Source organism: Nafulsella turpanensis ZLM-10, assembly GCF_000346615.1.
GTDB classification, from domain to species: domain Bacteria; phylum Bacteroidota; class Bacteroidia; order Cytophagales; family Cyclobacteriaceae; genus Nafulsella; species Nafulsella turpanensis.
In genome coordinates this window covers 1-12,953 of sequence record NZ_ANNU01000021.1, presented here as the reverse complement: position 1 = coordinate 12,953, position 12,953 = coordinate 1, and the positions used below count along the sequence as shown (strand labels likewise).

The window sequence follows — 12,953 nt, the reverse complement described above, 5'->3', positions numbered from 1 at the left end:
GAATGAAAGTAGATAAAATCACCAGCCGGGAAGAGCTGGAAAAAGCTTTTGCTATTCGCGAAAAGGTATTTGTTGAGGAACAAAAGGTAAGTAAGGAGGAGGAATATGACGAGTTTGAGGAGTCGGCTGTGCATTTTCTTGCCTATAACAAAGAAGGTAAAGCGGGAGGAACGGCCCGCTGGCGTTTTACTGATAAGGGAGTGAAGCTGGAGCGCTTTGCCGTGCTGAAAGAAAATCGTGGTTCGGGCATTGGCAGTGCACTGGTGGCAAGGGTATTAGAGGATGTACAGGAACAATCTGAAACAAGTGGTAAAAGCATTTACCTGCACGCCCAGCTTACTGCTGTTCCGCTTTACGAGAAGTTTGGTTTCAGGAAAAAAGGCGACCAGTTTGACGAATGCGGCATTATGCATTATAAAATGATAAAGGAATAAAAAAGAGAAGGGTGCTGCCAGCTGGCAGCACCCTTCTCTTTTTTATTTTTATTAATAAAATTATTTCAATTAGTTATCAACACCTTCTTCGGTATCGATTTCTAAATCCTGGCTTAACTCATCCCATTCAGCTCCTAATTCTTCCAGGGTCTGGTTAGTTTTAATTCTTACCTGTTCCCACTCATCTTCTGTAGCAGTTTCAAGTTCTTCAAGCTGATCATTGAGTTCTGTACGCTTTTCTTCAAGTTCCACTTTGGCTTTTTCCCATTCCTGCTTTAATTCAGCATTTACAACATCGCCTTCTTCCTCTATTTTACGTTCCAGTTCATTAATGGTGCGGTTGGCACGATTTAATTCTTCTTCAACCTTATTCACCACCACTTCGCGTTCTTCATATCCATACGGATCGTCGTAATTATAGCCCGGCTCTCCAAGACCGGTAGTAACTGGCTCTTCACCTGCAGAAACGCGCTCTACATTTTCTTCCTCATCTACATATTCGCCATTCTCATAGGTTACCTCCGGCTCATTAATATCTGAGTCATCATACTCTTCTTCTACTTCCCGTTGGATTGACTGATTGCTTTTAACATCTGTATTACAGCTGGTAAAGGCAAATGTCATGGCTGCTCCAAGTAAAAGGGCACCGTTTTTACCAAAAATATTTTTAAGTTTCATAATGTTCAAAATTTGGTTTGTCCGGAATTATACGATCTCAAAAATCAAAAGTTTTATTTAGGCCATACCTCATTGAGCTTTTCACCACCCTTTATTCCGAAGTCGAGGGTACGTATTGGGAATGGAATCATGATGTCATTTTCATCGTAAGCTTTCTTGATTGCCATGATAGCATCGCTCTGGGCCTGCAGGAAATCAGTCTGTTTTTTGAAGGTAGCCCAGAATCGGACCGAAAAGTTAATGGAGCTATCGCCAAACTCATTAAAGTAGAGAGAGATGTCTTCGTTCTGAAGAACAGTTGGAATGCTTTTTACAGCCTCCAGTGTAACTTTTTTTACCTTCTCCAGATCATCTCCATAGGAAACTCCAACTGCAAGGTCAATTCGCCTTCGCCCCAGGCGGGTGTAGTTGGTAATAACTCCCTGAAAAACATTCTTATTTGGAATGATATGGTACTGTCCCTGAAAGGACCGAACGATGGTGGCCCGAAGGCTCATGTCTGTCACCACGCCCATCTTTTCTTCCGATTCAATAATATCTCCTTCATCAAAGGGTTTACGTACGGCCATAAATACCCCTGCCATAAAATTAGAGGCGATATCCTGAAAGGCAAAGCCCAGTGCCAGACCAACAATACCGGCACCCGCCAGCAAAGAAGTAACTGTTTTGTCCAGGTCCAGAACCCCAAGTGCGATAAAAGCTGCAATAAGAATGATGCTAACGTATACCACATTGGTTACCAGTGTAAGCAGGGCACTGTGGTGAGTGGTTTTTCTGAGCGTTTTGTGGATAAGGTTCCGAACTGCACGGGCGAGGACATAACCAATTAGCACAATAACAATGGCAATCGCCAGGTTCGGCAGCATGGCTATAAAGGTGCGAGCCCAGGCTTCGAGCTTTTCAAGTACAAGCTCCGAGGCATCTTGAATATTCATAGATGAGACTAAATAATTGAATTTAATAGACACATAACCGGCCGTTCAGGAAATTGTTGGTAAAAGGTGTAAAGGAGCAGCTTCCGATCTGTAAAACAATTTGCACTTTCCGGAGGTATAATTTAAAAAGAACTGCAGATGTACCCCTGGGCTGCCTTTCCATTCCTCCGTTATGTACTGTGGCTGATTGCCGGCATACTGGCCGGATTGTATTTCTCTGCCAGCACAGTGCTTTTGGCGACTACTGGATTGCTGGTAGTAATTCTTTACGTACTGTTTTACCTGTTCCGCAGGCATATGGCTTCCACTCCCCTTTGGAATGGGCTGGCTGCTTTTTTACTCTTGTTTACATTGGGTTTTTTGCGAATGGAGCAGCGGCAAGAGACTCTGCAGGTAGAATGGCCGGAGAAGAGCGTGGCATATTGGCTGGTGGAGGCCAGGCAGGAGGGGCTGCCTACTGCCAAAACCGTAAAAGTACCCGTTCGCCTGCTGGCTTATAGGGAAGGAGATAGCTGGCTCCCGGCAAACAGCAGTCTTATGCTGTACATCCGAAAAGATTCCCTGCAGTATTTTCCTTCCTACGGCGATCGCCTGTTAGTAAAAATGGAACCTGTTAAAGTTCCGGACCCCTTAAATCCAAATACCTTTAATTATAGGCAGTACATGGCCACGCAGGGTATTTGTTGCCAGGCCTTTGTCCGGCCAGAGCAGGTAAAGCTGTTGGGTAGCTCTACGGGAATTAGAGATCTGGCGCTGGAAGTAAGGCTGTGGGCAAGCAGGCAAATGGATCGATACCTTTCCGGACCGCAGGAAACCGCCATTGCCAATGCGTTGGTGCTGGGTTATCGCGAGTTACTGGATGAAGAGATAAACAGGGCCTATTCCACAGCCGGGGCTATGCACGTACTGGCGGTATCGGGCCTGCATGTTGGTTTTATCTTTTTCTTTCTCCAGCTCCTCTTCCGCCCCTGGCGGCGGCATCCCTGGTTAAAATGGCTGGGTTTTGTGTTGAGCCTGCTGGTTTTATGGAGTTATGCTTTTGTTACCGGCCTGTCTCCCTCTGTACTCAGGTCTGTTATTATGTTTAGCCTTGTAATGTTTGCCCTGCAGCTCAAACGCCGCTCCGGCATTTACAATACCCTGGCACTGGCAGCCTTTGTCATGCTGTTATATGATCCTTTTATCCTTAGGGCAGTCGGCTTTCAGCTTTCCTTCCTGGCCGTTTTCGGAATCGTGTATCTGCAACCACGCTTTGCTGAATGGTACCAGGGGAAAAATAAGGCAGTACGCTGGCTATGGAACCTGCTGGCTGTTTCGCTGGCGGCTCAACTGGCTACCTTTCCCCTTGGGCTCTACTACTTCGGACAGTTTCCCACCTATTTCTTCCTGACGAACCTGATAGTAGTGCCTGCTTCCAGTGCCATACTTGGCCTCGGCTTTTTACTGCTGGCCTGTAGTCTTATGAGTCCCTTCCTCGCAGAAGGAGTAGGCTGGCTCCTCGAGTTGGTAATCAGTTTAGTAAATAAAGTAGTTTTTATGGCAGAGGTGCTGCCTTACAGTGCTATGGAGACCAGCCTGAGCCAGTGGCAGCTAGTATTACTTTTACTTTTTTTACTGCTGGCATTGCTGTTCCTGCACTTTCGGCACTTTTTTCAGGCCTTACTGGCTGTTTTGGCAGGAGTGGTATTAGTTTCGACCTTCGTAATAGATGTTTATCAGCGCAATGAGCAGAAGAAATTGTTGCTGTACCATATTCCGGGTTATTCGGTCCTTCAGCTGGTGGCGGGGCGGCAGGAGTACCTGCATACTTCTAACGAAGTTCCTGAACAACAGCTGGCATACACGCTGCGGCCTAACCGTATAGCGATGGGGCTAAATGTATCTGAAATGCCGGAAAACACTTTGCGGCCGGCCTTAAGTCGAAATCCCGGCTACGATTTGCTGGTGTGGGAGGGACAAACCATTGCTTATGTAAAAGCTCCTCTGGCAGTTCCCTGCCCGCTGGCCTCACCCTTGCAGGTCAATTATGTGGTGCTTAGCCATAATGCAGTAAAAGACCTTGAGCTGCTGAGCTGCTACTTCCGCTTCGATCAGCTGCTTATCGATGGATCTAATCAAAATTATATCCAAAACAGGCTGCAGCAACAGGCAGAAAGTTTAAATTTGTCCTACCACCTTACCTCTGCGGAAGGTGCTTTTGAACTAAACCTTTAATTTTTTATGGAATTTGTAAACTTTGAGGTGCGCAACCGCATCGGCTATGTTTCCCTTAACCGACCCGAAAAAAGAAATGCACTAAACTACGAAACCGTTAGCGAGCTAAAGGAAGTTTTTAAGGAGACCGCCGCCAACGATGCCGTAAAAGTAATTGTACTTACCGGCGAAGGTAAAGCCTTTTGTGCCGGAGCTGATCTTGCCTATATCCAGCAGCTGCAAAACAACACCTACGAAGAAAACCTGGAAGATTCCCGCCACCTGAAGGAATTGTTTTACCAGATATATACCCATCCTAAAGTAGTTATTGCGCAGGTAAATGGTCATGCTCTGGCAGGAGGGTGCGGCCTTGCCAGTGTATGCGATTTTTCTTTTTCCATACCCGAAGCAAAGTTTGGCTATACCGAGGTAAAGATTGGTTTCATACCGGCCATTGTAAAGGTCTTTCTGCTGCGGAAAATAGGAGAGGGGCGAGCGAAAGATCTGCTACTCAGCGGCAGGATTATCAGCGCTGAAGAGGCAAAAGACTACGGCCTTATTAACGGAATTGTAGCCGCCAATGAGCTTGAGCAGCATGTTTATACCTTTGCCCGGGAGCTTTGTAAAAACAATAGTGGCCAGTCTATGGCTTATACGAAGCAAATGATTGCGGCCGTACAGGAAATGAGTCTGGAAGATGGTCTGGAATATGCCGCCAGCCAGAATGCCTCTGCCCGCGGAAGTGAAGACTGTAAAAAAGGAATTGCCGCCTTTTTGAATAAAGAGCCGGTTAGCTGGTAGGATTATGGTTGTTAATTGATGAAAGGGAAGGGAGAGACTGTTTTTCAGAAAGCTTTAAGCAAAGTTTGCCCGGGCCGTGAAGTTTGCTATTCACGAACAACTAAAAACAGACAACCAACAGCCCTGTATGATTAAACTGGCATTTTCAGATAAATATATTTACGAATTGCCTGAAGGGCACCGGTTTCCTATTGCCAAATATATACTGGTAAAGGAGCAGTTGCTCTACAGAGGCGAGATTGTACCTGAGCAGCTGTACGACCCTGGCCTCTGTCCTCCGGAGCTGATTACCGGTATCCACAGCCCTGCTTACTGGCAGCAGCTGGAGAATCTGAGTCTTTCTCCGAAGGAGATCCGGAGAATAGGCATTCCTTTATCAGCCCTTTCATTGAAAAGAGCACAGAACAGCGTTGCAGGAACCATTGCCAGTACATCAGAAGCCTTCCGGACCGGCCTGGGAATTAATATCGGAGGTGGTACACACCACGCCTATGCCGGACATGGCGAAGGTTTCTGCATCCTCAACGACATTGCGATAGCAGCCCGTTATCTGCTCGAAAGAAGAAAGGCAGGTAAAATTCTGATCGTAGACCTGGATGTGCATCAGGGAAATGGCACTGCGGCTATTTTTCAGCAGGAGGAAAGGGTATTTACGTTCAGCATACATGGAAAGGAAAATTACCCTTTACACAAGGAACAGTCAGACCTTGATATAGCACTACCGTCGGGTACGGGAGATAGAGAATACCTCCATATTTTGGGAGCCCGTCTGCCCGATCTGATACAAAATGTGCGGCCCGATTTTGTTTTTTACCAGGCTGGTGTTGATGTGTTAAAAACAGATAAGCTGGGAAAACTATCACTCAGTAAGGAAGGCTGTCTGCAGCGCGATTTACTGGTTATCAATAGCTGTAAAACGAAGGAATTGCCGCTCGTTATAACAATGGGCGGTGGTTATTCCTCCAGACTGGCCGATGTGGTGGATGCTCATACCCACACTTTTGCCGCCGCCTTACAGGTATACGGTTAAAATATCCTATGCAGGCGAAACCCTTCCGGCCAGATTAAAGTATAATACTCATATTTTTTAATCTAAACTTTTTAATCTTTATTTTTATGGGCGTACTAATGGCTAAAGGAAAATGCCTGCTCCTGATGCTTTCTCTTTTTTCTGCTTTAGTGACTGCAAATGCGCAGGTATCGAATTTGGGAGCAGACACAAACTTCCGGGAATGGGATAAAGACCGTAACGGAAGACTTACGCATGCCGAATTTTACAATGGACTAAGGCAAACCAGCCTTTTTGAACATTGGGATCGAAGCTCGGATGGCGCAATTGACCGGCAGGAATACTTTATCGCCAGAGCGGAGCTTTTAAAAAATCCCGGCAGAAATTTAACCGCAGAGGCCGAACCCATGCTTGCGAATGCTTCCGGTCCTTTTACACCTGCACTTTCCCCCGGTGCTGCTGAGCCCTATTTTCCGGAACTCCAGGTATTTTCCTTGGAAGAGTCCGACCTGAACCGCAACGGAACCATTGATCAGACCGAATTTATTACAGCTCTTTTTCGCTTATGGGATAAAAACGTCGACGGTCACATTCGTGCGGCTGAATTGAAGGATGGCCGGCTGAGGCGCTGGTTTTACTAAAGAGTGCGGTTCCTTACCGAAGGCTGCATCTTTGTGCCCTTTCTGCTGTAAAAGTGGGCGAAAGCTTTTTTCAGTAAAATACGATACGATCTTCTGCTTATATCCTCCTTGTCGGAGCAGTAAAAATAACTGGCGGATAAGCAATAATTAAGGTGGTGGTAAGTAAAAAAAGTAGTATGGGTAGAAACTTCTTACTTTTTTCTTAATGCTATAATTGTTACCTTTCTTAAATCATTTACCTTTACAGGTGCTTAGATTTGACGACTTTTATTTCGTTGCCAATCCTTTTATTTTTATTGCCCGTAAGGCCCTTTAGTTCGAATGAAGCAGGAAAAAAAATATATACTCATAATTGACGATAATCCGGATGACCGGGAACTCATACAGGAGTTCTTAAAGAAGGGGAACCTGGAAGATAGTTTTTCCTTTGAGGTAGAGGAGGCTGTTTCTTTAGAAAGTGCTTTAAACAAAATTGAAGAAAGAAAGCCTGACTGTATTCTGCTGGACTACCTGCTGCCGGATGTTAAAGGCCTGGAAGCGTTGCCTGTTTTACGGCAGAAACTCCACAGTGGCATGTGCGTAATTCTCTTAACCGGTGGAGGAAATGAAGAAATAGTCGTGCAGGCTTTTCGCGGAGGGGTAATGGACTACCTGCAAAAAGGAAGCTTTATGCCTTCCGAGCTGTGCCATTCCGTTGAAGTGGCCATCCATCGAAAAGAAGTCAGGGAAGAGCTAAAGCTAAAGCGGCTGGAGTTGCGCAAAAGTAATGAAAGCCTGAAGGAGGCCAACCAGCTATTGCGCGAGCGGCAGCAGGAACTCATCCGGATGCAGCTAAAAACCTCCATTGCCATGGTGGATATAGAGAAGGAGAGTGAGCGTAAAAGCCGGGAGCTCCAGGAGGCCAAGCAATTACAGCTCTCTATGCTGCCGCACGTATCTCCTGAACTGCCCCACCTCGATATGGCCATGTTCATGAAAACCTGCGTGGAGGTAGGAGGCGATTATTACGATTATAAAATTGATGCCCATAATAACCTGACAGTAATTATTGGAGATGCTACCGGCCATGGAGTAAGAGCCGGTATTGTAGTGGCTACTGTTAAAAGCTATTTCCACACAATGGGGCACGATGTATCACCGGCAGAGATGATTTACCGTGTATCTGAGGGAATCCGGAACCTGCAGGTTCGAAATATGTATATGGGCCTTACCATAATGCGGCTGCAGGAAGGCGGCACCCTTACAATTGCCTCATCCGGTATGCCTCCTCTGTTGTATTATCAGCAGGAGTACGATAAGGTAGAAGAGATATTGATTAAAGGGCTGTTCCTGGGCTCTTCTCTACAGGAAAAAGTAGAAACGAAGGAAATAAAGGTACAGCCGGGCGATGTGTTACTGGCAATGTCCGATGGTCTTCCGGAACTCTTTAATCCACAGAAAGAAATGCTGGATTACGACCGCATCCGGCAGCGCTTTGCCCAGGTGGTGGATCAGCCTGCGGAGCAGATTATCCGTGCTATGGAAAACCTAAGCCAGGAGTGGGCTAACAGCGGCGACATCAACGATGATATTGCCCTTATTGCCATGAAAATGAAATAATCTTCTCTTACAGAGAAAGGAAAGCGGCAACAGCTTTGTTATTTTTATCTTACTGATACAGAGCAGGCTATTTTTTGTAAGCATCTTTAGCTTACAGAAAAGCCATTGTAAATGGAAAGAGTGCACAGTAGACGAAAAGGGTTGGGGTAAAAGAAAGAAACTTTTTCTACTATCTTTGTGTCTGATACATATAATACTACTATCAACATTAATAAATTTTTGAATCATGGGTAAAGCAATTGAAATTACAGACTCCAACTTTAATGAAATAACCAATACCGATAAACCAGTTCTGGTAGATTTTTGGGCAGAATGGTGCGGACCTTGTAAAATGATTGCTCCGGTAGTGGAAGAACTTGCCGGCGATTACGACGGTAAGGCCGTTGTAGGTAAGCTGGATGTGGACTCAAATCCGGAAATTTCTGCGAAGTTTGGGATCCGTAGTATTCCTACACTGTTGGTATTTAAGAACGGCGAGGTAGTGGATAAGCAGGTAGGCGCAGTATCTAAAAATGTACTGGCTCAAAAGCTTGATGCTCAGCTGGCTTAATTAATACTGGTAATAAGAATTTGAGACCCTGTTTCTGCCTGGCGGAAACAGGGTTTTATTTTTGAAAGCTTCTTTATTTTCCTAACTACTTATATTTACTTATATTTATCCGGGAAGCGGGAATAGCTACTTTTTCTTTTTTCACACATGGAAAATATTTCAGCTAAATGGGGCGCATTTTTATTTGTTTCTTTTTCTAATTTTGTTTAATGAAATTAGAAAGAAATGTAACAGCACCGGCTTTTTCTCTGGTAGATATTTTCGGTCGCATTATTGATTTAAATGATTATAAGGATAAGAAATTACTTCTTGCCTTTTTCCGGCATGCCGGCTGCCCCTTTTGCAACCTGCGGGTACATGAGCTCACTAAAGCTTATTTTGAGCTAAAACAGAAAGGGCTGGAAATGATTTTCTTTTTCGAATCGAAAGAAAGGGTGTTGCTCAGGAGTATTTTCCATAAAGAGGTATCGCCCATTCCGCTTATTTCAGATCCGGAAAAAGTATGGTACGATACCTACGGCCTCGAAAGTTCCGCTTTTAAATCGGCAGTAAGCCACCTGACCACTTTTGTGCAAACAGCTTTTAAGGCAAAGATGAAGGGATTGCCCATGCACCCAATGGCCGATGGTGAGTCTATTAATACCATTCCTGCCGAATTTCTAATCGATAAAGGATTGGTAATCCGTAAGCTTCATTACTCCGGTAGGCTGAACGACCGTTTGCCACTCTACCAGATTCACGCTTTCGCCAATAGTGGTGTGGTGAGTGAATAAATAAAATAGGTTCTTGCCCAAAGAAGGGAGTCCTAGCGATGGCAAAGCCCCCTGAACTGGCAGTAGCCACACTTCTTCAGGTCTTCTGTCTGGTTGAAGGGCTGGACAGAACTGAATATTTCTTCCAGCAGCTTTAGTAAATGACTCCGGAAGGTGGAGACCATGGGTTTAAGGTCGTGGATGGGCTCGTACTTATTTCTTGCCACCTGTATCTCCAGCTTTACGTCAAAGCCTTTGCTGAATAGCTCCTTGCTGTTGTAAAGGCCGGGAATAACGCGTGCATCCTCTTCCGGGTGCTTGTTCAGGTACAACAGGCCGTAGAAGAGGGTTTGCATCACAGCCTTGTTGCGCTTGGGGTCTTCCCGGTCGAAGAGGGAAGGAATGCTGATAAAGCGTTTGGTGTCTTTACCGGTTTTATAGTCGATTACCCGTACCTTATCCTCCTTACGGTCCACCCGGTCAATAATGCCCTTTAAGCCGATACTCACCGGCTGTTCCCCCTCAGGCTGAATGAGGAGGTCTAATTTAAAGCCGGTACTGGTATCGGTATCATCGTTTTTATCCTCATCGGCCTCCAGCGAAATAATTTCGAAAGGGGCATACTGCTGATCGCAGGAAAGAATGGCATTGATGAACTTCCGCACCACCGAGCGCACAATCAGGTTCTTTCCTTCAAAGTCAAAGGCTTCGGTTTCACCATAGTGCTCCTGAAAGGTCTGGTCAATGACTGCATCGGCCAGCTTTTTGAGGCGGGGGAAATCCTCCGGTTCAATCAACTCGCGACCTTCCTCCTGCATAAACTGCTTATACACCAGCTCCATGCTGCGGTGGAGGAGGTTACCGAAAACCATGGCATTTACATCTTCCTGCACCTCATCGGCCTCGCTGATGCCGGCAATATATTTATAGTAAAACCGGAGGCGGCAGTCGAGGTAAGTATTCAGGGCCGAAGGGGTAAGGCGGCTGTAAGAGCCATTCTGCCGTACCACATACTTCTGCAAAATCTTTAGCACCTCCGGGGTTTTGGCTATCTCTACCGGCAGACTTTTCGCCAGCTGCGCCTGGTTGGAGAGTACCTGGCGGTGAATTGGCAGTCCCGACTCGAAGAGCAGTTGGTAGAGGTAGCGGCTCATTTCGCCATTCATGTTAAAGCCGGTTTCGGTATTGTAAAAAATATGCACATTCTTGGCCCGCTGTATCATGCTGAAAAAGATATAGGCATAAATGGCATCTTCCCGCTCGGAAGTGGGGAGGCCGTAGCCGCGGCGCAGGTTATAGGGAATAAAGGAATTATGCCCGGGAGCAGGAGGGAAGCTGCCTTCATTGGCGCTCAGGATAAAGAGGTTCTCGAAATCGAGGTTACGGGTTTCGAGTATACCCATAATTTGTAAACCGCGCAGCGGCTCTCCGCTAAAGGGCAGGCGAAGGTTCACCAGTATCTGGCGGAACAGCTTCAGGAACACCGGCAGACTCAGCTCCACACTTTGCTGGCCAATCAGCTCCCGCAGGCGTTTGAGTTGGGTAAAGAACTGGTAAATATATTCCTGCTCAAGCGTAGGCTGTTCATAATTTTCTTCATCTATGCTGCTGTTAATGGCCAGCAATATATCGAGCAGGTAATCGAAGGCATCATTTACTTTCTCGACCTTCCGGAAAATGGCAGGGTAAAGCTGCTCGTCCTTCTCAAGAGTTTTGGCAGAGAGATATACCTTATTGCGCCTTTCAATCTCCTCGATATTTTTCCGTGCCTTTCCGGAATCGAAATAATATACATAGGGGTGGCGCAGAATGGAGAGTACCCGCCGGTAATGGAAAACCGTGCTTTTACCACTGCTGCGGAGGCTTTGCTGCAGGTCGAGCAGCGTCTCCATAAGGCTGTAGAGGGGCGTATTGCGCAGCGGGTAACCCATGGTAACGTTGATGCGGTCGATGTCGAAGGTGCTGCCATCGGGCAGGGTAAAATGCTCCGGAATGGCATGCAGGGCCGGGAACAGCATATGCTCTTCCGGCAGTACAATGGCGGTTTTTTCCAGATTAATAGAGCTTTGCTGCTGCAGGCATTCCAGCAGCTTTTCGCCCATGGCTTTGGTTTGTCCCACCTCCAGGGGCACGCCTACAAACTCAATGTGCTTCGGCTGCGCCGGATTCTGCAGGTATTCTTTGTAAGGCTGGCGGAAGGTGTGTCCTAAAACCCTGTGGTTGGCATAAGCACGGAGAAAGCTGCCGGCCTCCTGCCGCTCATCGAGCATATAGTAGGCATCTACATTCCAGTATACCAGCGAATCTTCATGCTTAACGAAGTACTCTATAATGCGCTCCTCAGCAGGAGTAAGGGCATCGAATCCGGCAAAAATCACCTGTTTGTGAGTGTGTTTCAGCTCCCCAATAATGGCTTTCTCAGCCACTTCGCGATGAATGAGCCCTTCGTAACCAATACCCTCCTTTTCCAGCCGCTGGCGGAAGCGCTGGTAAGTTTCGAGCAGAATTTCCCAGATGGCAATAAATTCGTTCTGGTGACGGCTGCGCTCCGTGCCAAAGCTCTCCCAGAAGGAGCGGATGATCTCAATCTGTTCCGGTAGCAGGTAATCAAGCGAGGTATCCATTTCCTTCAGCTGCGTGATGTTCACGAACAGCATTTCGGCATCGGCCAGGTATTTATCGACTGTGTCGAAGTCGGAGAGGAGCATTTCTCCCCAGAAGAAGAATTTATCGAAGCTTTCTTCGGTAGAGGCGAGTTCTTTGTAAATCCGGAAGAGTTCGAAAACCAGAAAAGAAGTATCGGCCTGTCGGGTAGGACTGAGGCTGCGGATAAAGCCCTCTATGGGCATTACCGCCGGCGACCATACCGGAGCCTGTATTTTGGCAGCCAGGTATTTCTGAAAGAACAGACCAGCCCGTTTGTTGGGGAACACAAACACCAGCTCATCGAGCTGATGAGGGAAAGTAGCGGCAATCTCCTCCGCCATTTCTTCCAGAAAGGGTTTCATAGGTATATCTTCTTCTCTTTTCTTCATTTGTATGTATCCCGCTTTTCTTCCAGCGGACTTTTTAATCCAGGCTGATTATAGACAAAAGAGGCTAATAAACAAGCTGTCACCGAGAGGAGCAAGCAAATAAAACGTTGTCATTGCGAGCGGAGCTTTGCGGAGCGCGGCAATCTTCTAATAGTAGCACAAGAGCTTTAAAGGGCAATGCTCTTTATTGGCTTATTAGCACCTGATTAACAGGTTGCTTCACTCCGCTATGGCTACGTTCGCAATGACAGCCACTTATGAGTCCCAACGGCAGTCTGTGCGAGAACTGCCCTCTTTGTGTGAATTTAAAAGTGCAGAAAAAGCAT

11 protein-coding genes are annotated in these 12,953 nt (G+C 46.5%); 8 read left to right on the top strand and 3 right to left on the bottom strand.

Annotated features, from left to right (window positions below; translation table 11 throughout):
• Window positions 1–2 precede the first annotated feature (2 nt).
• Entirely contained in the window at window positions 3–434 is a 432-nt protein-coding gene (locus tag F752_RS0109800) for a GNAT family N-acetyltransferase (protein ID WP_017731555.1), read from the top strand.
• 69 nt (window positions 435–503) lie between these two features.
• Here F752_RS0109800 and F752_RS0109795 read toward each other — a convergent pair whose 3' ends face one another.
• Both F752_RS0109795 and F752_RS0109790 read right to left on the bottom strand, forming a co-directional pair.
• Entirely contained in the window at window positions 504–1,112 is a 609-nt protein-coding gene (locus F752_RS0109795; RefSeq protein WP_017731554.1) for a sll1863 family stress response protein, read from the bottom strand.
• Window positions 1,113–1,165: 53 nt separating this feature from the next.
• Window positions 1,166–2,047: a mechanosensitive ion channel family protein gene (locus F752_RS0109790; protein ID WP_017731553.1), complete on the bottom strand. Its 882-nt coding sequence runs from the start codon at window positions 2,045–2,047 to the stop codon at window positions 1,166–1,168.
• Window positions 2,048–2,185: 138 nt separating this feature from the next.
• On the opposite strand from F752_RS0109790, the gene F752_RS0109785 reads away from it, so the two are divergent.
• The 7 genes from F752_RS0109785 (at window position 2,186) to F752_RS0109755 (ending at window position 9,613) form a co-directional block, all read left to right on the top strand.
• Window positions 2,186–4,261, top strand: coding sequence for a ComEC/Rec2 family competence protein (locus F752_RS0109785; RefSeq protein WP_017731552.1), 2,076 nt, complete (start codon window positions 2,186–2,188; stop codon window positions 4,259–4,261).
• A 6-nt stretch (window positions 4,262–4,267) separates the two neighbouring features.
• Window positions 4,268–5,041, top strand: coding sequence for an enoyl-CoA hydratase/isomerase family protein (locus F752_RS0109780; protein WP_017731551.1), 774 nt, complete (start codon window positions 4,268–4,270; stop codon window positions 5,039–5,041).
• 76 nt (window positions 5,042–5,117) lie between these two features.
• The gene (locus F752_RS0109775) at window positions 5,118–6,071 is read left to right on the top strand and encodes a histone deacetylase family protein (protein ID WP_316928872.1); all 954 of its coding nucleotides are present in this window, start codon (window positions 5,118–5,120) and stop codon (window positions 6,069–6,071) included.
• A 98-nt stretch (window positions 6,072–6,169) separates the two neighbouring features.
• A complete protein-coding gene (locus tag F752_RS0109770) occupies window positions 6,170–6,691 on the top strand; it encodes an EF-hand domain-containing protein (RefSeq protein WP_017731549.1) in 522 nt (173 codons plus the stop codon).
• 321 nt (window positions 6,692–7,012) lie between these two features.
• Complete coding sequence (locus F752_RS0109765; RefSeq protein ID WP_017731548.1) at window positions 7,013–8,290, top strand: SpoIIE family protein phosphatase; 1,278 nt, start codon at window positions 7,013–7,015, stop codon at window positions 8,288–8,290.
• Between the two features lie 226 nt (window positions 8,291–8,516).
• Window positions 8,517–8,840, top strand: coding sequence for a thioredoxin (trxA, locus tag F752_RS0109760; RefSeq protein WP_017731547.1), 324 nt, complete (start codon window positions 8,517–8,519; stop codon window positions 8,838–8,840).
• A 209-nt stretch (window positions 8,841–9,049) separates the two neighbouring features.
• Window positions 9,050–9,613: a peroxiredoxin-like family protein gene (locus F752_RS0109755; RefSeq protein WP_017731546.1), complete on the top strand. Its 564-nt coding sequence runs from the start codon at window positions 9,050–9,052 to the stop codon at window positions 9,611–9,613.
• A gap of 32 nt (window positions 9,614–9,645) precedes the next feature.
• On the opposite strand, the gene F752_RS0109750 is transcribed toward F752_RS0109755, so the two are convergent.
• Window positions 9,646–12,627, bottom strand: a complete 2,982-nt coding sequence (locus F752_RS0109750) for a PD-(D/E)XK nuclease family protein (RefSeq protein WP_017731545.1) — start codon at window positions 12,625–12,627, stop codon at window positions 9,646–9,648.
• Between the last annotated feature and the right edge of the window lie 326 nt (window positions 12,628–12,953).